This is a genomic window from Streptococcus sp. Marseille-Q5619, from assembly GCF_946901205.1.
In the GTDB taxonomy this organism is placed as follows: Bacteria; Bacillota; Bacilli; order Lactobacillales; family Streptococcaceae; genus Streptococcus.
Genome location: NZ_CAMPPO010000001.1, coordinates 25,915 through 50,005 on the forward strand (window position 1 = coordinate 25,915; position 24,091 = coordinate 50,005).

22 protein-coding genes and 2 pseudogenes are annotated in these 24,091 nt (G+C 38.8%); 15 read left to right on the top strand and 9 right to left on the bottom strand.

What is annotated here, in order from left to right; genetic code table 11:
* The first annotated feature begins 1 nt into the window (after window position 1).
* Window positions 2-1,264 carry a signal recognition particle-docking protein FtsY gene (gene ftsY, locus OC530_RS00120; RefSeq protein WP_262078443.1) on the top strand — a complete coding sequence of 421 codons (1,263 nt, stop codon included), beginning with the start codon at window positions 2-4 and terminating at the stop codon, window positions 1,262-1,264.
* Window positions 1,265-1,307: 43 nt separating this feature from the next.
* Here ftsY and zwf read toward each other — a convergent pair whose 3' ends face one another.
* The 3 genes from zwf to OC530_RS00135 form a co-directional block, all read right to left on the bottom strand.
* The gene (gene zwf / locus OC530_RS00125; RefSeq protein ID WP_262078445.1) at window positions 1,308-2,795 is read right to left on the bottom strand and encodes a glucose-6-phosphate dehydrogenase; all 1,488 of its coding nucleotides are present in this window, start codon (window positions 2,793-2,795) and stop codon (window positions 1,308-1,310) included.
* Window positions 2,796-2,945: 150 nt separating this feature from the next.
* Window positions 2,946-3,686 carry an amino acid ABC transporter ATP-binding protein gene (locus OC530_RS00130; RefSeq protein WP_001096329.1) on the bottom strand — a complete coding sequence of 247 codons (741 nt, stop codon included), beginning with the start codon at window positions 3,684-3,686 and terminating at the stop codon, window positions 2,946-2,948.
* Window positions 3,686-5,851, bottom strand: a complete 2,166-nt coding sequence (locus OC530_RS00135) for an ABC transporter substrate-binding protein/permease (RefSeq protein ID WP_262078449.1) — start codon at window positions 5,849-5,851, stop codon at window positions 3,686-3,688. The genes OC530_RS00130 and OC530_RS00135 overlap by 1 nt, the downstream gene beginning before the upstream one ends.
* Window positions 5,852-6,022: 171 nt before the next feature.
* Between OC530_RS00135 and OC530_RS00140 the strand changes: the two genes are divergently transcribed.
* The 3 genes from OC530_RS00140 (at window position 6,023) to OC530_RS00150 (ending at window position 9,531) form a co-directional block, all read left to right on the top strand.
* The gene (locus OC530_RS00140) at window positions 6,023-6,976 is read left to right on the top strand and encodes a CPBP family intramembrane glutamic endopeptidase (protein ID WP_262078451.1); all 954 of its coding nucleotides are present in this window, start codon (window positions 6,023-6,025) and stop codon (window positions 6,974-6,976) included.
* A 76-nt stretch (window positions 6,977-7,052) separates the two neighbouring features.
* A complete protein-coding gene (gene uvrB / locus OC530_RS00145) occupies window positions 7,053-9,041 on the top strand; it encodes an excinuclease ABC subunit UvrB (RefSeq protein ID WP_262078453.1) in 1,989 nt (662 codons plus the stop codon).
* A 22-nt stretch (window positions 9,042-9,063) separates the two neighbouring features.
* Window positions 9,064-9,531 carry an 8-oxo-dGTP diphosphatase gene (locus tag OC530_RS00150; protein ID WP_262078455.1) on the top strand — a complete coding sequence of 156 codons (468 nt, stop codon included), beginning with the start codon at window positions 9,064-9,066 and terminating at the stop codon, window positions 9,529-9,531.
* On the opposite strand, the pseudogene OC530_RS00155 reads toward OC530_RS00150, so the two are convergent.
* Window positions 9,528-9,605: pseudogene (locus OC530_RS00155) on the bottom strand (DNA-binding transcriptional regulator); the annotation flags it as partial. The gene OC530_RS00150 and the pseudogene OC530_RS00155 sit on opposite strands and share 4 nt — an antisense overlap.
* A 134-nt stretch (window positions 9,606-9,739) precedes the next feature.
* Here OC530_RS00155 and OC530_RS00160 point away from each other — a divergent pair.
* From OC530_RS00160 to OC530_RS00190, 7 genes and pseudogenes are all read left to right on the top strand, one after another.
* Window positions 9,740-10,714: a LacI family DNA-binding transcriptional regulator gene (locus tag OC530_RS00160; RefSeq protein WP_262078457.1), complete on the top strand. Its 975-nt coding sequence runs from the start codon at window positions 9,740-9,742 to the stop codon at window positions 10,712-10,714.
* Window positions 10,714-11,625 (top strand): ribokinase, encoded by a 912-nt coding sequence (rbsK, locus tag OC530_RS00165; protein ID WP_262078459.1) that lies wholly within the window; start codon window positions 10,714-10,716, stop codon window positions 11,623-11,625. Before OC530_RS00160 ends, rbsK begins: the two co-directional genes overlap by 1 nt.
* The gene (rbsD, locus tag OC530_RS00170; protein ID WP_050971367.1) at window positions 11,600-11,998 is read left to right on the top strand and encodes a D-ribose pyranase; all 399 of its coding nucleotides are present in this window, start codon (window positions 11,600-11,602) and stop codon (window positions 11,996-11,998) included. Before rbsK ends, rbsD begins: the two co-directional genes overlap by 26 nt.
* A 13-nt stretch (window positions 11,999-12,011) precedes the next feature.
* Complete coding sequence (locus OC530_RS00175) at window positions 12,012-13,490, top strand: sugar ABC transporter ATP-binding protein (protein ID WP_000687781.1); 1,479 nt, start codon at window positions 12,012-12,014, stop codon at window positions 13,488-13,490.
* Window position 13,491: 1 nt separating this feature from the next.
* Complete coding sequence (gene rbsC / locus OC530_RS00180; RefSeq protein WP_023938584.1) at window positions 13,492-14,436, top strand: ABC transporter permease subunit; 945 nt, start codon at window positions 13,492-13,494, stop codon at window positions 14,434-14,436.
* Window positions 14,437-14,537: 101 nt separating this feature from the next.
* On the top strand, window positions 14,538-15,503 hold the full coding sequence (locus OC530_RS00185; RefSeq protein WP_000691495.1) for a substrate-binding domain-containing protein: 966 nt from the start codon (window positions 14,538-14,540) through the stop codon (window positions 15,501-15,503).
* A 77-nt stretch (window positions 15,504-15,580) separates the two neighbouring features.
* Window positions 15,581-15,721: pseudogene (locus tag OC530_RS00190) on the top strand (NUDIX hydrolase); the annotation flags it as partial.
* Here the strand turns inward: OC530_RS00190 and OC530_RS00195 are convergent.
* From OC530_RS00195 to coaB, 5 genes are all read right to left on the bottom strand, one after another.
* Entirely contained in the window at window positions 15,718-16,233 is a 516-nt protein-coding gene (locus OC530_RS00195) for a transcription repressor NadR (RefSeq protein WP_262078467.1), read from the bottom strand. The pseudogene OC530_RS00190 and the gene OC530_RS00195 sit on opposite strands and share 4 nt — an antisense overlap.
* 11 nt (window positions 16,234-16,244) lie before the next feature.
* On the bottom strand, window positions 16,245-16,772 hold the full coding sequence (locus OC530_RS00200) for a hypothetical protein (RefSeq protein WP_262078469.1): 528 nt from the start codon (window positions 16,770-16,772) through the stop codon (window positions 16,245-16,247).
* 178 nt (window positions 16,773-16,950) lie between these two features.
* Window positions 16,951-17,514, bottom strand: coding sequence for an ECF transporter S component (locus OC530_RS00205; RefSeq protein ID WP_061424598.1), 564 nt, complete (start codon window positions 17,512-17,514; stop codon window positions 16,951-16,953).
* Window positions 17,498-18,049, bottom strand: a complete 552-nt coding sequence (coaC, locus tag OC530_RS00210; RefSeq protein ID WP_262078472.1) for a phosphopantothenoylcysteine decarboxylase — start codon at window positions 18,047-18,049, stop codon at window positions 17,498-17,500. Before coaC ends, OC530_RS00205 begins: the two co-directional genes overlap by 17 nt.
* An 11-nt stretch (window positions 18,050-18,060) precedes the next feature.
* Window positions 18,061-18,750, bottom strand: a complete 690-nt coding sequence (gene coaB, locus OC530_RS00215; RefSeq protein WP_262078474.1) for a phosphopantothenate--cysteine ligase — start codon at window positions 18,748-18,750, stop codon at window positions 18,061-18,063.
* 232 nt (window positions 18,751-18,982) lie between these two features.
* Here coaB and OC530_RS00220 point away from each other — a divergent pair, with 232 nt between their 5' ends.
* The 4 genes from OC530_RS00220 (at window position 18,983) to vicK (ending at window position 24,091) form a co-directional block, all read left to right on the top strand.
* Window positions 18,983-20,653 (top strand): formate--tetrahydrofolate ligase, encoded by a 1,671-nt coding sequence (locus OC530_RS00220; protein WP_262078476.1) that lies wholly within the window; start codon window positions 18,983-18,985, stop codon window positions 20,651-20,653.
* Window positions 20,654-20,813: 160 nt separating this feature from the next.
* Complete coding sequence (gene mutY / locus OC530_RS00225; RefSeq protein WP_262078478.1) at window positions 20,814-21,989, top strand: A/G-specific adenine glycosylase; 1,176 nt, start codon at window positions 20,814-20,816, stop codon at window positions 21,987-21,989.
* Window positions 21,990-22,044: 55 nt separating this feature from the next.
* A complete protein-coding gene (yycF, locus tag OC530_RS00230; protein WP_050259789.1) occupies window positions 22,045-22,749 on the top strand; it encodes a response regulator YycF in 705 nt (234 codons plus the stop codon).
* Window positions 22,742-24,091 carry a cell wall metabolism sensor histidine kinase VicK gene (gene vicK / locus OC530_RS00235; RefSeq protein ID WP_175880781.1) on the top strand — a complete coding sequence of 450 codons (1,350 nt, stop codon included), beginning with the start codon at window positions 22,742-22,744 and terminating at the stop codon, window positions 24,089-24,091. Before yycF ends, vicK begins: the two co-directional genes overlap by 8 nt.

Below are 24,091 nucleotides of genomic sequence, written 5' to 3' on the forward strand. Positions count from 1 at the left end.
TATGGGATTATTTGACCGTCTATTCGGAAAAAAAGAAGAACCTAAAATCGAAGAAATTGTAAAAGAAGCTCTGGAAAATCTTGATTTGTCTGAAGATACTGATCCAGCTCTTACAGAGGTTGAGGAAGTTTCTCAAGAAGAAGCAGAGGTTGAAAGTTCTGAATCAGCTGTGTTTGAAGAAGAGGAAAATCAAGAGACAGTTGAAGAAAATAACAATTTAGAGCCAGTTGTAGAAGTTCAACAAGAAGAAGTCGAAGAGAAAGAGAATCCTGAACTTGAAGAATCTGTAGAAGAAAATAGTTCTGAAGTTCTTGAAGCAGAAACGCCTCAAGTAGAAGAAACTGTTCAGGAAAAATATGACCGCAGTCTTAAGAAAACTCGTACAGGATTTGGTGCTCGTTTGAATGCCTTCTTTGCCAATTTCCGCTCTGTTGACGAAGAATTCTTCGAGGAACTGGAAGAACTGCTGATTATGAGTGATGTTGGTGTCCAGGTCGCTTCTAACTTAACAGAGGAGCTACGCTACGAAGCCAAGCTTGAAAACGCCAAGAAACCTGACGCACTTCGCCGTGTCATTATTGAGAAATTGGTTGAGCTTTATGAAAAGGATGGCAACTACGATGAAAGTATCCACTTCCAAGATGGCTTGACAGTCATGCTCTTTGTCGGGGTCAATGGTGTTGGGAAAACAACTTCTATCGGAAAATTAGCCCACCGCTACAAACAAGAAGGCAAGAAGGTCATGCTGGTTGCGGCAGATACCTTCCGTGCAGGGGCGGTAGCCCAGCTTGCTGAATGGGGCCGTCGTGTGGATGTTCCAGTTGTGACTGGACCTGAAAAAGCTGACCCAGCCAGCGTAGTCTTTGATGGCATGGAACGTGCCGTAGCTGAAGGTATTGATATTCTCATGATTGATACCGCTGGTCGTCTGCAAAATAAGGACAATCTTATGGCTGAGTTGGAAAAGATTGGTCGTATCATCAAACGTGTTGTGCCAGAAGCACCGCATGAAACCTTCTTGGCTCTGGATGCATCAACAGGTCAAAATGCCCTGGTACAGGCCAAAGAATTTTCAAAAATTACACCTTTAACGGCAATTGTCTTGACTAAGATTGATGGAACTGCTCGAGGTGGTGTTGTTCTAGCCATCCGTGAAGAACTCAATATTCCTGTAAAATTGATTGGTTTTGGTGAAAAAATCGATGATATTGGAGAGTTTAACTCAGAAAACTTTATGAAGGGTCTCTTGGAAGGCTTAATCTAATCAGAAGCAAAAATCCTGCAAGGTACAAACTTGCAGGATTTTTTTATTCTAAACGACCATCTTGACGATAGGCGATATCTGGTTGCCAAGTCCATTTGGCATCGAATTTTTCAAGTAAGTCAAAGCTGGCTTGAGGTCCCATGCTTCCAGCTTTATAATCATGAAGTGGGGCACCATTTTCAGCCCAGAGCTCTTCGATACGGTCAATCAATTTCCATGACGCACCTACTTCATCCCAGTGGCTAAAGTTAGTTGAGTTGTTATTTAAGACATCATAAATCAATTTCTCGTATGGTTCTGGAGAAGCACCAGTTGCGGTTGCATCTGTACGGTAATCAAGTGAGTTAGGAGCCAAGTTAAATTCTTCTCCTACTTGCTTCCCATTTAGGCTAAGAGAGAAGCCTTCTGTTGGTTGGATATAGATGGTCAAAATATTTGGAGCAAGTGGTTCTCCAAAGATAGAGTCCATTTGTTTAAAGACGATGTTGACATGAGTTCCTTTTTCAGTCAGACGTTTACCAGTACGGAAGAAGAAAGGAACACCACGGAAGCGATCGCTATTTACAAAGAAGGCACCAGATGCAAAGGTTTCAGTTGTTGATTCTGGATTTACATTTGGCTCGCTACGGTAAGAGATGTATTTCATGCCATCAATCTTACCAGAACGGTATTGACCACGGATAAAGTGTTCTTTAAGTTCTTCATCAGTTGGATGATAGAGGTTTTTAAAGACCTTAATCTTTTCAGCACGGATCTCATCTTTTGTGAAGCTTGCTGGTTTGTCCATGGCGAGGAGCGAAAGGAGTTGTAGAGTGTGGTTTTGTACCATGTCACGGAGGGCACCAGATTCATCATAATAGCCACCACGTTCTTCTACACCCAAGCGCTCCGCAAAGGTAATTTGAACATTGTCGATAAAGTCCTTATTCCAAACATTTTCAAAAATCAAGTTTGCAAAGCGAACTGCAAAGATGCTTTGGATCATTTCCTTACCAAGATAATGGTCAATACGGAAAATTTGTTCTTCGTCAAATGTTGCTAGGAGTTCGTCATTCAACTTGCTTGCAGTTGCGTAATCTGTACCAAATGGTTTTTCAACGATTAAGCGTTCAAAACCTTTACCATCCACAATGTTTTCAGACTTGAGGTGTTTGGCGATAGTTCCAAAGAACTGAGGTGCCATAGACAAGAAGAAGAGCTTGTTGTGTTCAGCTTGGTACTTGTCATTTAGTTCAGCCTGCAATTGACGTAAAGCAATGTAGTGCTCTGTATCATTGACATCATGACTTTGATAGTAGAAGTGACTAGCAAACTCTTGAGCTTGTTCAGTACTATCTGCCAAATCAAGGATTGATTCGACTACAACAGATTCAAAATATTCCTTGCTCCAAGGACGACGAGCAGTGCCAATAACTGCAAAGTGCTCGGAAAGATTGCCGGATTTATATAGTCTAAAAAGGGAAGGGTAGAGCTTGCGTTTAGCCAGGTCTCCACTCGCACCGAAAATTGTAACAATAACCTTAGATGACATCTAGCTACCTAATTTCTATTTTTATTCCTAGTCTTGCTAGGTATGAGGAAACCTCATTTCATAAACTTAATTCTAACATAATTTTCCGAAAAATCAAAAAATCCAATACGAGATAGAAAAAAACTGCAAGGAAATCCTTACAGTTTGAGTTTAGACGTTTAAGACCTTGTCCAAGAAATCTTTCAGACGTGGGTGTTGTGGGTTGTCAAAGATTTGATCAGGTGTTCCATCTTCAAGGAATTCACCGTCCGCAGTAAAGATAACGCGGTTGGCAACCTGACGAGCAAATCCCATCTCATGGGTTACGATAATCATGGTCATGCCTTGCTCAGCCAATTCCTTCATAACGTTTAGTACGTCTCCAACCATCTCAGGGTCAAGGGCAGAAGTTGGTTCATCAAAGAGCATGATGTCTGGATTCATTGCAAGTCCACGAGCGATGGCCACACGTTGTTTTTGACCACCTGACAGGCTATCTGGACAGGCCTTAGCCTTATCTGCTAGCCCAACCTTTTCAAGCAACTCCATTCCCAATTTCTCAGCTTCTTCCTTAGTCATCAACTTGTGCTCAATTGGAGCAAAGGTGATGTTGTCCAATACAGACATGTGTGGGAAGAGGTTGAAGTGTTGGAAAACCATTCCGATATTTTCACGGACGTGGTCAACGTTGGTTGTTTTTTCAGTTAAGTCATAACCGTTCACAGTGATGTGACCGCTAGTGACTTCTTCTAAAAGATTGAGGCTACGGAGGAAAGTTGACTTACCAGAACCTGAAGGACCAATGATACAAACCACATCTCCTTCATAGAACTTGGTCGTAATTCCTTTTAAAACTTCGTTTTTTCCGTAGCTTTTGTGTAAATCATTTACATCAATTTTTAATTTTGCCATTAACGAATCCTCTTTTCTAAGCGTTTCGCTAGTTTAGTCAAAAGTGTGATAATTACAAGATAAAAGATAGCAAGGATTGCATACATCTTGAAACTTTGGTAGTTACGGGCAATGATAATCTTACCAGTTTGGAAGAGTTCCACCAAACCGATAGCAGATACGATAGTTGTATCTTTCAGAGCGATAACGAATTGGTTAACAAAGTTTGGCAACATCAATTTAGTTGCTTGTGGCAAGATAATCTTACGCATAGTTTTTCCATAAGAGATACCCAAGCTGCGGCTGGCTTCCATTTGTCCAACTGGAACGGCCTGAATACCACCACGAACAATCTCAGCTATATAAGCTGCTGCATTGAGGGATAGGGCAATAGTACCAGCTACAAAGTCGTTAATTGGACTTTGTTGTCCTGTGATAGACTCAATGAAGTTTGGAATTCCCCAGAAGATGAAGGCTGCAAGAATCATCAATGGAATACCACGGATAACGTCTACGAAAATCTCAGAGATTACGCGAAGAGATTTGTAGGGGCTAACGCTGAACATACCGAAGATAATTCCAATGACAATGGCAATAGCAAATGAGATAAGAGCTAGAGTAAGAGTGATACCAAGCCCGCTAAGGAGTTGTTTGTAGTTGTTTTGAAGCAAGCCCCAGATAGTTGTTTCGTCAACAGTACTTGTTGAAGTAGTTGATGACTCACTAGCTAGGTATTTATCAAGAATCTTTTGGAATTCTCCGTTTGATTTAAGGTTTGCCAGTCCGTTGTTGAACATTTCAATCAATTCTGGATTTGCTCCTTTTTTAACGGCAAAGGCTGTTTCACCGATTGGAGTTCCAGCGATTGGAGTTTTCAATTTTTGTCCTTGGCTGATAGAATATTTGAGAACAGGTTCATCATCCATAACGGCATCAATGGCACCAGTGTTTAAACTGTCATACATTGATGAACCATCAGCGAAGGTTTTAATTTGATAACCGTATTTGCTTTGATTTTCTGTTAGGAAGGTTTGAGAAGCAGTTCCGTTTTTAACACCGACCGTCTTTCCTTTCAAATCTTCATAAGAAGCAATGGTACTTGATTCTTTGACACCAAGGATAGTATTGGCAGTGTAGTAGGATTCTGAGAAATCAAAAGTCGCCTTACGAGCATCTGTGACAGACATACCAGCAATGATACCATCTGCTTGACCAGCTTGGACAGCACTGATAGCAGCATCAAAACCAGGGTTGATGATTTCAATTTCAAAACCTTGGTCTTTAGCGATTGCCTTAATCAATTCCATATCAATACCAGTAAATTGGTTACTTGAGTTTTGGAAAACAAAAGGTGCAAAAGAAGAATCGCTGGCAATGATGTATTTAGCTTTAACAGGAATGGCTTTTAATCCTGCTAGAGTAGTTGTGGTTGGCACTGCTGAAGATGATGAAGCAGTCCATTTCTTGATGATTTTATCAAGACTACCATCTTTTTTCATTTCAGCCAAGGCTTGGTTAAATTCAGTAACCAGGTGCTCGTATTTGCTTCCTTTTTTCACACCGAAAGCAAAGCTACCTACAGCTTCACCATCCATTTCAATATGGAGGTCTTGCCCTTGGTTAATGGCATATTCGATAACAGGTTTGTCATCCATCATGGCATCGATGGCACCAGCACTCAAGCTGTTGTTCATCAAATCACTAGTGTCAAATGTTTTAATAGTAAAGCCGTATTTATCTTTAATCGTTTCTAGGAAACGTTGAGCGGCTGTTCCGTTTTTAACACCAACAGTTTTACCAGACAATTGGTCGTATTTACTAATCTTATGTGATTTTGTAGTAGCAATGACAACTTTTGTGTCATAGTAAGTATCAGACATGGTGAAAACTTTTTCACGTTCTTTCGTCTTTGTCATCCCTGCCATGATAGCGTCAGCTTGACCAGCTTGAACCGCATTGACCGCTGCGTCAAATCCAGGATAGGACATCTGAATGTTCCATCCTTTAATCTCAGCGACTTTGTTGATAATGTCAACATCAATTCCTTTATAAGTTTGATCTGAATCTTTAAACTCAAAAGGTGCATAGGCAGTATCAGACACAATCTTAATCGTCTCTGCTTTCGCAATACCTAATGAGAAAATTGGGAATAAAATTAGCAAAAATGCTAGAAATTTTTTCTTCATTTTTAGTCTCCTTTTCCGAATATTTTCCCATTATATCAGAAAAATTAAAAAAAGGCAAATTTTTATATTTTTGTGTTAGAAAATATAACATTGTTTTTTCCTTTTCTTTCTTGAATTGCTACTATAAAGTGCTATAATAATAGTATATATAGAAGAAAAGAGGACAGGGATATGAAGAACAAAAGAATATTTAAAGACTTCCAAGCTTCAAAAATGAGTTTAAACATTTACACAAGCCCCTTGTTAGCCTTTGCTTTTGTCTTCATAGGAGAGTTTGTGGCTTATACTCTGTATGGTATTAGTTTGTTAGCTCTCATCGGACTTGCTAGAAATTTTGGAGAGGCTGGTCAAAATCTTGCAACGTACTTGCAGACCTTGCATCAGAGCTTGACGGATAAAACAAGTGACTTTCATTTAATTTTAGAATTGCTGGCCTTTGGTTTCGTTCTCAACACTGTGTTTAGATGGACTAGAAAAGTTGAGAAAAGACCTATTCGAACTTTAGGATTTTATAAAGAAAATTTCCTCAGCAATCTTCTTAAAGGGTTTGGGCTAGGTCTGGCACTTTTTCTTCTGACCTTGTTAGGTTTAGTAGCCTTGGGGCAATATCGTTTGGAATCCATTCACTTGAATCTTTACTCGCTTGTCTTTGTAGTCTTTACTATCCCATTTTGGATTTTACAGGGGACAACAGAAGAAGTGGTGTCCCGTGCTTGGCTCCTTCCCCAATTGGCCTCAAGAACCAATCTAAAACTTGCTGTTCTTATATCTAGCCTATTCTTTACTTTGCTCCATGCTGGGAATTCTGGTCTTACACCTTTATCTCTAGTGAATCTCTTTTTATTCGGAGTTGCCATGGCTCTTTACCTTCTCAAAACCGATACAGTTTGGGGTGTAGCAGGTATTCACGGCGCCTGGAATTTTGCTCAGGGAAATTTATTTGGGATTTTAGTTAGCGGTCAGCCGTCTGGGACATCGCTGATGACCTTTTTACCACAAGGAGATCAAGGCTGGCTATCAGGTGGGTCTTTTGGTATTGAGGGTTCCATCGTGTCCAGTATTATTTTGCTGTTGCTGATTGTCTATCTCGCTTATCAATTAAAGAAAGAAAATGAAAGGATGTGACTTCGGTCCGTCCTTTTCTTCGTGAAAATGCTACAAGTATGCTAAAATAGGAATAGCACATCGAGAGAGGATTCTTATGATTAACCGCATTACAGATAATCAATTTAAACTAGTATCAAAATATCAACCATCAGGAGATCAACCCCAAGCTATCGAGCAGTTGGTTGATAATATCGAGGGTGGAGAAAAAGCTCAGATTCTGATGGGGGCGACCGGAACAGGGAAGACCTATACCATGAGTCAGGTCATTTCCAAGGTCAATAAACCAACTCTGGTCATCGCCCACAATAAAACTCTAGCAGGCCAGCTATATGGAGAGTTTAAGGAATTTTTCCCTGAAAATGCAGTTGAGTACTTCGTATCTTACTATGATTATTACCAACCTGAGGCCTATGTCCCTTCCAGTGATACCTATATTGAAAAGGATAGCTCTGTCAATGACGAGATTGACAAACTCCGCCACTCAGCGACTTCAGCCCTATTGGAGCGCAATGATGTTATTGTCGTGGCCTCGGTCTCTTGTATCTATGGTTTGGGTTCACCCAAGGAATACGCTGACAGTGTCGTTAGTCTCCGTCCAGGTCTTGAAATTTCTCGTGATAAACTCTTGAATGACTTGGTTGATATCCAGTTTGAACGAAACGATACTGATTTTCAACGGGGAAGATTTCGTGTGCGTGGGGATGTGGTAGAGATTTTCCCAGCCTCTCGTGATGAACACGCCTTTCGAGTAGAATTTTTTGGAGACGAAATTGATCGTATTCGTGAAGTGGAGGCTTTGACTGGTCAAGTACTAGGAGAAGTGGATCATTTAGCGATTTTCCCAGCCACTCACTTTGTGACTAATGAAGACTACATGGAAGTTGCCATTGCAAAGATTCAGACCGAATTGGAAGAGCAGTTAGCCGTCTTTGAGAAGGAAGGTAAACTGCTTGAAGCCCAACGTTTGAAACAGCGGACAGAGTATGATATTGAGATGCTGCGTGAGATGGGTTATACCAATGGGGTTGAAAATTATTCTCGTCACATGGATGGGCGTAGCGAAGGTGAGCCTCCTTATACGCTTCTCGACTTCTTCCCAGATGATTTCTTAATCATGATTGACGAGAGTCACATGACTATGGGACAAATAAAAGGTATGTATAATGGAGACCGTTCGCGTAAGGAAATGCTAGTCAATTATGGTTTCCGTTTGCCATCAGCTTTGGACAATCGACCTTTACGTCGGGAGGAGTTTGAAAGCCATGTGCATCAGATTGTTTACGTTTCAGCGACACCTGGTGACTATGAAAATGAACAGACCGAGACAGTGATTGAGCAAATCATTCGTCCGACAGGTCTTTTGGATCCTGAGGTGGAAGTCCGTCCGACTATGGGACAGATTGATGATCTCTTAGGTGAAATCAATGCCCGTGTAGAAAAGAATGAGCGTACCTTTATTACCACTTTAACCAAGAAAATGGCAGAGGATTTAACCGACTACTTTAAAGAAATGGGCATTAAGGTCAAGTACATGCACTCAGACATCAAGACCTTGGAACGGACGGAGATTATCCGTGACCTGCGCTTGGGTGTCTTTGATGTCTTGGTCGGAATCAACTTGCTCCGTGAAGGGATTGACGTTCCTGAAGTAAGCTTGGTAGCCATTCTCGATGCTGACAAGGAAGGTTTCCTTCGTAACGAACGTGGCCTCATCCAAACTATTGGTCGTGCTGCTCGTAATAGTGAGGGACATGTCATTATGTATGCGGACACTGTGACCCAGTCTATGCAACGTGCTATCGATGAAACTGCCCGTCGTCGCAAAATCCAGATGGTTTATAATGAAGAACACGGTATTGTGCCTCAGACAATCAAGAAAGAAATCCGTGACCTGATTGCTGTGACCAAGGCAGTTGCCAAGGAAGAAGAAAAAGAAGTCGACATCAATAGCCTCAACAAACAAGAGCGCAAAGAACTTGTTAAGAAACTCGAAAAACAAATGCAAGAAGCCGTCGAAGTGCTTGACTTTGAACTAGCAGCTCAGATACGTGATATGATGTTGGAAGTGAAGGCTTTGGATTAGAATAGTACCTAAAGGAGAAAATATGGCTCGTTCCCAATTAACGATTTTAACAAATATTTGTCTGATTGAAGACATCGAAACTCAGCGCGTGGTTATGCAGTATCGCTCTCCTGAAACCAATCGCTGGTCTGGTTATGCCTTTCCTGGAGGTCATGTTGAAAATGGTGAGGCTTTTGCGGAGTCTGTCATTCGTGAAATCTACGAAGAAACAGGATTGACTATCCAAAATCCTCAACTTGTCGGCATTAAAAATTGGCCACTAGATACAGGTGGGCGCTATATTGTCATTTGTTATAAGGCGACTGAGTTCTCTGGTAGACTGCGCTCTTCAGATGAAGGAGAAGTTTCTTGGGTTCAAAAAGACCAGATTCCAAACTTGGATATGGCCTATGATATGCTACCCTTGATGGAAATGATGGAAGCTCCTGACAAGTCAGAGTTTTTCTACCCTCGCCGTACAGAAGATGGATGGGAAAAGAAAATTTTCTAGTCTTTTACTAAATAACCAAGCTGATCCAAGGCCTCCTCGATATAGTGGAGGTCTTGTTGTGTTTCTTGTGTAATAGTAATAATATATTTGGAAAAATATATGTACTATGAAATAAATTTAAAATATTTTTAGAAAAGTATTGACAAATCAAAAGAAAACGTTTACTATAGAATAAGGGAACGGTTCCACAACATAAGAAGGAGGAGTGGTGACTACAATAAAACAGGTTGCTGAAGAAGCTGGAGTATCAAAATCAACGGTTTCAAGATATATATCAAAAAAAGGTTATGTTGGAGATGATGCGAGAGAGAAAATAAAAAATGCGATTAAAAAATTAAATTACACACCAAATGTATTAGCGCAATCTTTGAAAACCAAAAAAAACCAAATGGTAGGACTTTTATTGCCAGATATTTCAAATCCCTTCTTCCCAAGATTGGTTCGAGGCGCTGAATCATATTTGAAAGATAAAGGTTATAGAATTATGGTTGGTACGATTTCAGACCAAGAATCTTTGAGTGAATATGTTAACTTGCTGTTGAAAACAAATGCTGCTGGCATTATTACTACACATGACTTCACAAAAGAATATCCAGATTTATCATTACCTGTTGTTGTGGTTGACCGAATTAGTAAAGATACAGGTTACGGTGTCTTTTCTGATAATCAGTTGGGTGGACGTTTGGCTGCTAAAGCAATTTGGAATGCTGGCGCTAAGCAAGTTATGATTATTAAAGTTTTAGATGATAAAGCTGAGAACATTGCGGAACGATTTGAAGCAAGTTTAAACTATTTGAGGGATAAATCTTTAGAGATTCGTATTGAAGAAAGTGAAACGTTTGAGTTTGAAAAAATTCAAAAAGAAGCTAAAGAGAATCTAAAAAGAAATCCAAATATTGATAGTATTATAGCACCTTCTGATATTCATGCGATAGCTTATATTCATGAAATTTTAGCAATTGGTAAAAAAATTCCAGATGATATTCAAATCATTGGTTATGATGATATTGTACTTAGTCAATTTATTTATCCTTCTTTATCAACTATTCACCAATCATCATATAAAATGGGAGAACAGGCTGCAAAGCTAATCTATAATATGGCAAATAAGTTCTCTATAGATGAAGTTAAAATTAAACTACCTGTTAGATACGTAGAAAGAAATACATTAAGGAGAAAGTAATGAGTAAAATTGTTGTTGTTGGAAGTATTTCAATGGACTTAGTTATGAGAACAAAAAGGATTCCAGAAGGAGGTGAAACGATTTTTGGGGATTCATTTAATATAGTTCCAGGGGGAAAAGGTGCAAATCAGGCTGTAGCTATTGGTAGATTATCCAGTGTAGAAGATAATATTTACATATTTGGGAACGTTGGGGAAGATATTTTTTCAGCAGATTTACTAAGTAATCTGCAAAATAATAATATTTCTATAGAACATGTGGGAACGGTACCACAATCTACAGGAGTTGCACAAATTACTTTATATGGAGGTGATAATAGGATTATTTATTATCCTGGAGCGAATAATTTAGTTAAAACAAATGATTGGAAAAATGAGTGGGAATTGATTAGTGATGCAAGTATTGTTGTATTACAAAATGAAATACCACATGAAGCCAACTTATCTATAGCTAAATTTTGTCAAGAAAATAAAGTTAAGGTACTTTACAATCCTGCACCAGCTAGAGAAACAGACATAGAGATGATTCCTTTTTGTGATTTTATTACTCCTAATGAGCATGAATGTTCAGAGCTTTTTCCAGGTAAGAAATTAGAAGAAATTATTAAAATTTATCCTAATAAAATGATTGTGACCTTAGGAGTTGAAGGTTCTATTTATTATGATGGGACAGCAGTTCAGAAGATTCCTGCTATAAAAGCAGAAGTAGTTGATACTACAGGAGCAGGAGATACGTTTAATGGTGCTTTTGCTTATGCTATCTCAAAAGGAAAAGAGATGAATGTTGCATTGTCCTTTGCAACGATTGCTTCACATCTTTCTGTTCAAAGATTTGGAGCGCAAGGAGGCATGCCGAGTTTGAAAGAAGTAAAGGAGCATTCAGGATATGAAGAAATATGGGATTTTAAATAGTAATATAGCAAAACTAGCTGATGATTTAGGTCATATGGATTTGGTTTGTATCGGAGATTTAGGATTGCCAGTTCCAAAAGGTGTTGATAAAATTGATTTAGCATTAAGAAAAGGTAGTCCAAGTTTTTTAGAGGTTTTAAAAGAATATTCAGATCATGTACTTATTGAAAAAATTTTCTTAGCAGAAGAAATTAAGGAAAAAAACAAAGAACAGTGGCATGCAGTTCTAGATCTTTTAGGATCGAATATAATTATTGAATATATTAGTCATGAAGAATTGAAAGCTATGAATACTAAAGTTAAAGCAGTTATTCGCACTGGGGAAGATACACCATATTCGAATATAATCTTGCAATCAGGAGTTATTATTTAGAAGGGGGTTGCCTATGAAAATTGAAATGAAGAACATTTCAAAATCTTTTGGGAATAATCGTGTTTTAGAAAGTATTGATTTGGTTCTTAATTCAGGAGAAGTTCATGCTTTAATGGGAGAGAATGGTGCAGGCAAATCAACCTTAATGAATATTTTAACTGGACTTTTTCCAGCTACTTCAGGAACTATTTTTATTGATGGAAAAGAAAAAACATTTTCTAATCCTCAAGAGGCAGAACGGTTTGGACTGAGTTTTATTCATCAGGAAATGAATACTTGGCCAGATATGACTGTACTTGATAATCTTTTTTTAGGAAGAGAAATAAAAAATTCGATTGGGTTTTTAGATAAAGCTAGTATGGAAAGGAAAGCTAAAGAAGCATTTAAACGTCTTAATATCTCTATTCCTCTTGATGCAATCATTGGTCAATTATCAGTCGGACAACAACAAATGATAGAAATAGCAAAATGTTTATTATCAGAAGTTTCCTTGTTAATTATGGATGAACCCACAGCAGCTTTAACTGATCGTGAAACTGAAACACTTTTTAAAGTGATAGAAGGATTAAAATCTGATGGTGTAGGTATTGTGTATATTTCACATCGGATGGAAGAAATCTTTAAGATTACAGATCTTATAACTGTTATGAGGGATGGGTTTGTAATTGATACCAAGAAAACGAAGTTAACTAATGCGGATGAATTAGTTCAAAAGATGGTGGGGCGTGAATTAGAAGATTATTATCCAGAAAAAAAGGCTGAGATTGGGAATATTGTTTTTCAAGCTAAGAATCTTTCTGGTGATGCTTTTACGGATATTTCTTTCTATGTACGTCAAGGGGAAATTCTTGGTTTTTCTGGTTTGATGGGTGCTGGTCGTACTGAAATAATGCGAGCAATTTTTGGAATTGATTCTTTAAAATCTGGTCAAATTATAATAAACGAAGAACAACTGATAATTAAAAATCCTTTTGAAGCAATTAAGCATGGAATTGGTTTCTTAACAGAAGATCGTAAAGATGAGGGATTGATTTTAGATTTTTCTATTAAAGATAATATGACTTTACCTAGTACTCGTGATTTTGTTAAAAATGGCATTTTCGATAATAAAACAAGTGATATATTTGTACAACGTTTAATAGATAGGCTACGAATTAAATCAGGTTATCCAGATAAGGAAGTTGGAACACTTTCTGGTGGTAATCAACAGAAAGTAGTTTTAGCAAAATGGATAGGTATTGCTCCAAAAGTACTGATTCTAGATGAGCCAACTCGTGGGGTAGATGTTGGTGCTAAGCGTGAAATTTACCAATTAATGAATGAATTGGCTGAACGAGGTGTGCCGATTATTATGGTATCTTCAGATTTACCAGAAGTGATCGGAGTCAGTGATCGCATTATGGTCATGCATGAAGGAAGAATTAGTGGAGAATTAACACGTCAAGAAGCTACACAAGAAAAAGTTATGCAACTAGCTACAGGGGGACAATAGTGTGAAAAATACTATGAAGTATATGTCAGAATTGACAACAGTAATAGCATTGATAATTTTAATGGCTGTCATCACTATTATCAATTCAAATTTTTTAACAGCAAATAATCTGTTAAATTTACTATTGCAAGTAACATCAAATGCACTGATCGCTTTTGGAATGACCTTTGTTATTCTAACAGGTGGAATTGATTTATCAGTTGGATCAATTTTAGCCTTATCCAGTGCGCTCACAGCGGGCCTATTAGGATCTGGAATGCCTGTTACATTAGCAATTCTCATCTCTTTAATTTTGGGTTGCATTCTGGGGATGATGAATGGTTTATTGATTTCCTATGGGAAATTAGCTCCATTTATCGTTACTTTAGCAACTATGACTATTTTTAGAGGCGCAACACTTGTTTATACAAATGGGAATCCTATTACAAAAGGATTAAGTGATACATTCTTATTTCAATTTTTGGGGCAAGGTTACATAGTCGGAATTCCATTTCCTGTAATTATTATGTTTATTGTATTTATTGTTTTATATGTTTTACTTCATAAAACAGCATTTGGTAAATCTGTGTATGCTATAGGGGGGAATGAAAAAGCAGCATATATATCAGGTGTGAAACTAAATAAAGTGAAAATTATCATTTATTCAATTTCAGGTATGATGGCTTCAATTTCTGGATTGATTATAACATCACGCTTAAGTTCTGCTCAACCAACAGCAGGTGCTAGTTATGAAATGGATGCTATTGCAGCTGTTGTTCTTGGGGGAACCTCATTATCAGGAGGTAAAGGTCGTATACTGGGGACTCTAATAGGTGCTTTAATTATTGGAGTTTTGAATAATGGACTTAATATTATTGGTGTTTCAGCATTTTGGCAGCAAGTAGTAAAAGGAGTTGTAATTTTAATTGCTGTTCTGATTGATCGTTTTAAAGTTGTAAAACAGTAGAATCATTTTCAATTTTTTTGGAAATAGTAACAATTTATTAGATGACGAACAATAGTTGGGATGGAAACTATCCCTATAGATATATTACGAGGAGTAATAACATGAAAATTATTAAAAAAATTAGCATTTTTGCTTTGTTTGTAACATTTATTTTTGCTTTAGTAGCTTGTGGAAAAACTGGTTTAGGAAATTCATCAAATGATAATAAATCTACGACTCAAAAGTCGGCAAAAGAATTAAAATTAGGAGTTTCTATTTCGACTACTAACAATCCCTATTTTGTAGCTATGAAAGATGGTCTTGAAAAAGCTGCAGGAGAAAAAGAAGTAACTTTGAAGATAGCAGATGCACAAGATGATGCTGCTAGACAAGCAGATGATATTCAAAATTTTATTAGTCAAAATGTAGATGCTTTACTAATTAATCCAGTTGATTCTGATGCAATTGTTACATCTATTAAAGCTGCTAATAATGCAAATATTCCAGTAATCTTAATTGACCGCGGTAGTAATGGTGGTGAAGTCTTGACAACTGTTGCTTCTGATAACGTAGAAGCAGGTAAAATGGCTGCCGAATTTATTACCAAGCAATTGGGAGAAAAAGCAAAAACTTTTGAATTGTCAGGAGTCCCTGGCGCTTCTGCAACAGTAGATAGAGGTAAAGGATTTGAACAAATTTCAAAGACAAATTTAGATGTTCTTTCTAGTCAATCCGCTAATTTTGATCGTGCAAAAGCTTTGAATACAGCGCAAAATATGATTCAAGGAAACAAAGAAGTACAAGCAATCTTTGCACAGAATGATGAGATGGCATTAGGAGCTGCACAAGCAGTAAAAGCAGCTGGTCTTAGCAATGTATTAATTGTTGGTATTGATGGTCAACCAGATGCACATGACGCTATTGCAAAAGGTGATATTACTGCCACTATTGCTCAGCAACCAGCTAAGATGGGTGAAATCGCTATTCAATCAGCAATCGATCATTATCAAGGGAAAAAACTAGAAAAAGAAACAGTTTCTCCAATTTATCTTGTGACTAAGGATAATGTTGATCAACATAACTGGTGATATATTTTTAGTAAGTAGATAGTTGTTAATTTTCATTCAATGTAGTTTTTAAATATTATTGTTAGTATTTGAGCTTTTGGGTACAAAAAGACCAGATTCCAAACTTGGATCTGGCCTATGATATGTTACCCTTGATGGAAATGATGGAAGCTCCTGACAAGTCTGAATTTTTCTATCCTCGCCGTACAGAAGACGATTGGGAGAAGAAAATCGTCTAGTCTTTTACTAAATAACCAAGTTTATCCAAGGCCTCCTCGATATAGTGGAGGTCTTGTTGTGTTTCAGCTTCGACTAGGTGGTAGTGGATGCCATCTGTTAATTCAGACAGAGGTCTAAAGTCAGAATGCTCGACTTGTTCTAGAAAATGCTGAACATCTCTGCGACAAGACAGTTTCAGCAAGGTTTCAATTTCTCCATAAACGGGATGGTCAATCAAGGTATTCTGGACACGCCCTCCATTATCGACGATAGCAAGGAGTTCTTGACCGATTTCTTCAACTTCATGTTTCACTTTAAAAAGTTTATGGACATAAGGGTTAGTATCAATTTGCTTATAGACGTAGCCACGGTTGGTGGATAGGATAGGAGCGCCATCGGCTCTCAAAATTGCAATGTCCTGTACAATGACCTGACGTGTGACATGAAAATGTTCCGCCAAACTTTGACCGTTGAGGGCTTTAGGAGCTTCTTTTAAGAGTTGGAGCAGGGCTTGTTTGCGATCTTTTTTCATAGTTCTTCCTTTTAACGGCGTTTTCGAAGCACTTTATAGACAGCTAGTGCTAATGTATAGTCTACCATACTATGGATAATTGTACCAAATCCAACTAGCACAAATAGAACATAAAACATATTTTCTACATTGGTACCAGAAGTTGCGTAAAAAATAACACAGGCTAATACTTCAGCAAGGGCATGGATAAGCGCTAAAACAAAGTTAAAAATCCAGGAAGATTTTGGTTTATCTAAGGTATCGGGGAATTTTTGTAGGTAAAGAGCTCCCAAAGTCCCAAAAAAGATATGGGAAAAAGCTCGAAATACGATAACCATAGGATAGCCAGCCATCAAAAATCCAAAACTAGAGGCTATGATGACAAAAATTGCCATCGAGGGTGATAAGAACATAGCAATAAAAATAGCGATGTGACTTCCTAAAGTGTAAGAAGCAGGAGGAATGACAATCTTGAAAGGCATAACAATTGGAATCAAAATTGCAATAGCCGTTAAGAGGGCAGTCATTGTCATAAATTGTGTCTTTTTCCGTGTATTCATAAGAATCTCCTTTTTAATTGTATATACACTAGTATAGTACAATAAACAAGACAATAAAGCAAGGATTTACTTAGGTTTGTAGGTCATTTTTAAGTTAAAGACTAGTAAACATTTCACTAATAATAGTAACGATATAGAGCGAAATCTCCACCTTCAAGTATGAAAGCGGAGATTGTTTTTATTTCTTCAAAGTTTGCAGTCTTGGAACAATGGCTAGGGTTAGAACTGCGGAAATGACTAATTCGGCAATGGAGTTTGTTGAAATAACAGTTGCCAGAAGAAGTTGGATATTTCCATTATAAACATTTCCAAATAGGAAGAAGATTCCTCCAAGGACAAAGACAGTATTTGTCAAGGAACCAAGGGCACCAGCTAAAATCAGACCAGTTTTATTTTTCATCAGTTTATAGACTAGATAAGGAGTTAAACCAATCAAAATACGTGGGACAATGGCAATGATAGCTGAGTAGATATTTCCGTTTGGTACGAAAGGTGAGAAGAGATAGCTTGTCGGTAGAATCGTAATTGTGTTAACGGTCAAGCTAAGTAGTCCCATCAAAAATCCAAGTGTAACCCCAACTCGTGGACCGTAAATAATACTGGCAATAATGACAGGAATATGAACGATGGTCGGTTTGATTGGGAATGGAAAAAGATTAAAGATAAGTGAGCTTAGAAAGTGAATCACAAGCATGGTTGCAAAAAAGATAGCAATGGGCGCAATATTAGAGCGTTTTTTCATCGAGAGTTTCCTTTATTCTTTCTAAAATAATTGTGAGGTCGGCTAAGGCTCCTCGTCCATGGTCTCCGCAAGCTAGTAGGGATTCTTTTGGAGCAATCAGATGATAGCCGTAGGTTTCTAATGTTTTCAGATTAGCCTGAGTTGCCGGATGGTCATACATTTTTGTATTCATAGCTGGTGCGATGAGTTTGGGAATATGACTTGGCAGGGCTAGAGCCGTACTGGTCACCATATTGTCCGCAAAGCCGTGGGCTAGTTTTGCAATAGTGTTAGCAGTTGCAGGTGCTACGATAAATAAATCTGCTTTTTTTCCAAGTTCAATATGATTGACTTGATCGGGATAAGGTTCTTTCATGACATCCAAGTGAACAGGATTCTGAGATAAGACCTGTAGTGTCAAAGGTTGGATAAACTCTGTAGCAGCCTGAGTCATTAAGACAGTGACTTGATGGCCTTGTTTTTTTAGAGAACTGACTAAATCTGCCGACTTGTAAGAGGCGATTGACCCCGTTACAGCCAAGAGAATGTTTGCCATAGCTTTCCTTTCTAAGATTGGTAGGCTTGAATTTTTTCAAGGAGGAGTTCTGCAATTTCTTCTTTAGTGTTAACAGTTTGAAGATGATCCTTCTCAACAAAGATAGCTCGGTGCTGATCTGCTGAGATTTGAGTGAGATCATTTGCAATAATCAAGTCTGCTTGGTTTTTGATAAGACTTTTTCTAGCAATGTCAACCAGATGTTCTTCGGTAACATCAACCAGAAGCTTAAAGCCAATCAGATGAATAGCAGGATTCCATTCTTTGACTAGAGAGATGATTTTGGGTGTCTTTTTCAGGAATAAAACCTGAACATCGTTAGTTGAAGAAATCTTAGCTTGATGATTCTGCTTGTTTAAAAATTCTTCCAAATTGGAGCTAGCCTTAACTTCCTCTAGCCCCGTCATATAAACAGGTGTGTAGTCAGACACAGCCATAGAATGAATCAAGACTTGATAATCCTGAACACGTTCTTGCATTTCCAGTAGGAGTTCGTTTGTATTGTTGATTTCTCTAATGCTTAGGTTAGGATGAACTTCTGGCTTCACGGCTCGTTTTGTCGTAATTAAACAAACTTCATGCCCTGCAGCAAGCAGGGTTTCTGTGATGATTTTCCCCAAGCGACCTGTGGAATGGTTAGTGATAGAGCGGACGCTATCGATGGCTTCACTGGTACCACCCGATGTAACTAAAATTTTCATAGCACTATTGTACCAAAAAAAAAATAATAAGCAAAAGAAAGCGCTTGAATATACATAAAAAATAAAAAGAATCTACTATAGTTTCAAACTATAAAGCCATATAAAATTTAAGAAAGGACTTTAAAAACCTTAAAAACAGGGATATTTACGAACGTTTAGAGAGTTTAAGGATGTTAAAAATCTTGTTTTGTGTTATAATGAATTATCATATAAGAGGTTAGAGGAGTTTTGAATGAAAACAGATATTGAAATCGCACAGAGTATTGAGTTGAAGCCAATCGTTGATGTTGTAGAGAAACTTGGAATTTCTTACGACGATTTGGAGTTGTATGGAAAGTACAAGGCTAAGCTCAGCTTTGATAAAATTCGTGCAGTTGAGAGCAATCCAGTTGGAAAATTGATTCTGGTTACTGCCATCAATCCAACACCTGCAGGTGAAGGAAAATCAACCATTACCATTGGTCTGGCGGATGCCTTGAATAAGATTGGCAAGAAAACGATGATTGCTATTCGCGAACCGTCCCTTGGTCCAGTAATGGGGATTAAGGGTGGTGCTGCTGGTGGTGGTTATGCCCAAGTTCTGCCAATGGAAGACATCAATCTCCACTTTACTGGAGACATGCATGCCATTACAACTGCCAACAATGCGCTTTCTGCCTTGATTGACAACCACTTGCACCAAGGCAATGAGCTGGGAATTGACCAACGTCGTATCCTCTGGAAACGTGTTGTAGACTTGAACGACCGTGCACTTCGTCATGTAACAGTTGGACTTGGTGGCCCTCTAAATGGTATTCCACGTGAGGATGGCTTTGATATTACAGTTGCTTCCGAAATCATGGCAATTCTTTGCTTGGCAACGGACATCGAGGACTTGAAACGTCGTTTGGCTAATATCGTTATCGGTTATCGTTATGACCGTACCCCTGTTTATGTAGGTGATTTGCAGGTTGAAGGTGCCTTAGCTTTGATTTTGAAGGATGCTATTAAGCCGAACCTGGTTCAGACAATTTATGGAACGCCTGCCTTTGTGCATGGTGGTCCATTTGCCAATATCGCTCACGGATGTAACTCTGTCTTGGCAACGACAACAGCCCTTCACTTGGCTGATTACACAGTTACTGAAGCTGGTTTTGGTGCAGACCTTGGTGCCGAGAAATTCCTTGATATCAAGACACCAAACTTGCCAACTTCTCCAGATGCAGTAGTTATCGTCGCAACCCTTCGTGCCCTTAAGATGAATGGTGGTGTGGCTAAAGATGCTCTGACAGAGGAAAATGTGGAGGCGGTTCGTGCAGGTTTTGCTAACTTGAAACGCCATGTAGAAAATATTCGTAAGTTCGGTATTCCAGCAGTCGTAGCTATTAACGAATTTGTATCTGATACAGAAGCTGAAATTGCAGCCTTGAAAGAACTTTGTGCCTCAATCGATGTACCAGTTGAATTGGCAAGTGTCTGGGCTGATGGTGCAGAAGGTGGAGTAGCGCTTGCCGAAACGGTTGTCAAGACTATCGCTGAAAATCCATCTAACTATAAACGTTTGTATGACAATGGCCTTTCTGTCCAAGAAAAGATTGAAAAGATTGTTACTGAGATCTACCGTGGTAGCAAAGTGAACTTTGAAAAGAAAGCTCAAACACAAATCGCTCAAATCGTTCAAAATGGTTGGGACAAATTGCCAATCTGTATGGCAAAAACTCAATATAGCTTCTCAGACAATCCAAATGCACTTGGGGCACCTGAAAACTTTGAAATTACCATTCGTGAATTGGTACCAAAATTAGGTGCAGGCTTCATCGTTGCCTTAACTGGAGATGTCATGACCATGCCAGGACTTCCCAAACGACCAGCAGCCCTCAACATGGATGTTGAAAGCGATGGAACCGTTCTAGGCTTGTTCTAGTATATTGCAATTGACTTTAAATGAGTTTGGAAATACTATCCAAGCTCATTTTTTCTCAGACTGCAAGCAGTTCATCAATAAAATTTAGTCCTCTTTCCTTTGGGAAGAGTATTAATACTAGGAAAAGGACAGTTAGAATCTTCTGTGTTATACTAGAGATATGTTAGATTTGAAAGAATATGGTATTGCCATGTGGCCAGAGGAGAAGATTGTTTCTTTTCGTAAGAAACTCCTCACTTGGTATGATGAAAACAAAAGAGATTTACCTTGGAGGAGAAGTAAAAATCCTTATCACATCTGGGTATCTGAAATCATGCTCCAGCAGACCAGAGTAGATACGGTTATTCCTTATTACGAACGATTCTTGGACTGGTTTCCAACAGTGGAAAGTTTGGCAACTGCGCCTGAGGAGAGTTTACTGAAAGCTTGGGAGGGCTTGGGCTATTATTCTCGAGTTCGCAATATGCAGGCTGCAGCCCAGCAGATTATGACTGATTTTGGTGGCCAATTTCCAAACACCTATGAAGGAATTTCCAGCTTGAAAGGGATTGGCCCTTACACAGCAGGAGCCATTTCCAGTATCGCTTTTAACTTGCCTGAGCCAGCTGTAGATGGTAATGTCATGCGTGTTTTGGCGCGTCTATTTGAAGTCAACCACGATATTGGGATTCCAAGTAATCGTAAAATTTTTCAGGCAATGATGGAAATCTTGATTGACCCAGAACGTCCGGGTGATTTTAACCAAGCTTTGATGGATTTGGGTTCAGATATTGAGGCTCCTGTAAATCCCAGACCAGAAGAAAGCCCAGTTAAGGACTTTAGTGCGGCATATCAGAATGGCACAATGGACCGTTATCCAATCAAGGCTCCCAAGAAAAAGCCGGTCCCTATTTATCTTAAAGCCTTGGTGGTAAAGAATAGTCAAGGACAATTTTTGCTTGAAAAAAATGAAAGTGAAAAGCTCTTGGCAGGTTTTTGGCATTTCCCACTGGTAGAAGTTGATAACTTTTCGCAAGAAGAGCAGTTTGACCTCTTTCATCAGGTTGCAGAAGAAAGTGTGAATTTTGGACCCAGTCCAGAAGAGAGTTTCCAGCAGGACTATGACCTAGATGTTGCTTGGCTTGATGTTTATTTTGAGACTGTCAAGCATGTCTTTAGTCATCGTAAATGGCATGTTCAAATTGTAACAGGTCAGGTGACTGACTACCATGACTTTTCCGATAGAGAAGTTCGCTGGCTTTCACCAGAAGAGTTCAAGAATTACCCACTTGCCAAACCCCAACAAAAAATCTGGCAGGCTTATGCAAAAGCCAATATAGACACTAACAAAGACTAGCTATCGTGTCTTCTTGCTATTTTTTTGGTATAATAGTAGAGAAAAAGGTGAACATATGAAAAAAATACTAATTGTAGATGATGAGAAACCAATCTCGGATATTATCAAGTTTAATATGACCAAGGAAGGTTACGAAGTTGTAACTGCTTTTAACGGTCGTGAAGCGCTAGAGCAATTTGAAGCAGAGCAACCAGATATTATTATTCTGGACTTGATGCTTCCGGAAATTGATGGTTTAGAAGTTGCTAAGACCATTCGCAAGACCAGCAGTGTGCCTATTATCATGCTGTCGGCTAAAGACAGTGAATTTGATAAGGTTATCGGTTTAGAGCTTGGAGCAGATGACTATGTAACCAAACCCTTCTCCAATCGTGAGTTACAGGCGCGTGTTAAAGCTTTGCTGCGTCGTTCTCAACCTATGCCAGTAGATGGGCAGGAAGCAGATAGCAAACCTCAGCCTATCCAAATTGGGGATTTAGAAATTGTTCCAGACGCCTACGTGGCTAAAAAATATGGCGAAGAACTAGACTTAACCCACCGTGAGTTTGAGCTTTTGTATCATTTGGCATCGCATACAGGTCAAGTCATTACGCGCGAACACTTGCTTGAGACTGTCTGGGGCTATGACTATTTTGGTGATGTCCGTACAGTTGATGTGACTGTCCGACGTCTGCGTGAGAAGATTGAAGATACGCCCAGCCGACCAGAGTATATCTTGACGCGCCGTGGTGTAGGGTATTACATGAGAAATAATGCTTGATTTACTGAAACAAACCATTTTTACCAGAGATTTTATCTTTATCCTGATTTTGTTAGGTTTCATCCTTGTTGTGACCCTCCTATTACTGGAGAATAGACGTGATAATATTCGATTGAAGCAAATCAATCAAAAGGTTAAAGATTTGATTGCAGGAGATTATTCCAAGGTTCTTGATATGCAAGGTGGGTCTGAAATCACCAATATTACCAATAATTTGAATGACTTGTCGGAGGTTATTCGTCTCACTCAGGAAAATCTAGAACAAGAGAGTAAGAGACTAAATAGTATTCTGTTTTATATGACAGATGGGGTCCTTGCGACCAATCGTCGGGGTCAGATTATCATGATTAACGATACAGCCAAGAAGCAACTGGGGTTGGTTAAAGAAGATGTCCTGAATAGAAGCATTTTGGAAGTACTCAAGATAGAAGAAGACTATGAATTGCGTGATTTGATTACCCAAAGTCCAGAATTGTTGCTAGATTCCCAAGACATCAATGGCGAATATTTGAACCTTCGAGTTCGCTTTGCCTTGATACGTCGAGAGTCTGGTTTTATTTCGGGTCTGGTGGCTGTTTTGCATGATACGACGGAGCAGGAGAAGGAAGAACGCGAACGAAGACTCTTTGTTTCCAATGTTAGCCATGAGTTACGGACTCCTTTAACCAGCGTGAAATCTTATCTTGAAGCCTTGGATGAGGGAGCTTTGTGTGAAACTGTAGCACCAGACTTTATCAAGGTATCACTAGACGAAACCAACCGTATGATGCGCATGGTGACGGACCTCCTTCATCTTTCACGGATTGATAACGCCACCAGTCACTTGGATGTGGAACTGATTAACTTCACTGCCTTTATTACCTTTATCCTCAACCGTTTTGACAAGATGAAAGGACAGGAAAAGGAGAAAAAATATGAGTTGGTGAGAGATTATCCCATCAATTCTATCTGGATGGAAATTGATACAGATAAGATGACGCAGGTTGTCGACAATATTTTAAATAATGCCATTAAGTATTCGCCAGATGGAGGTAAAATCACTGTCAGAATGAAGACAACTGAAGACCAGATGATTTTATCCATTTCAGACCATGGTTTAGGTATTCCTAAGCAGGATTTACCACGTATCTTTGACCGTTTTTATCGTGTGGATCGTGCTAGAAGTCGTGCCCAAGGTGGTACAGGTTTGGGACTGTCTATTGCCAAAGAAATTATCAAACAACATAAGGGCTTTATTTGGGCCAAGAGTGAATACGGTAAGGGATCAACCTTTACCATTGTGCTCCCTTATGATAAGGATGCAGTGAAAGAAGAAGTATGGGAGGATGAAGTAGAAGACTAG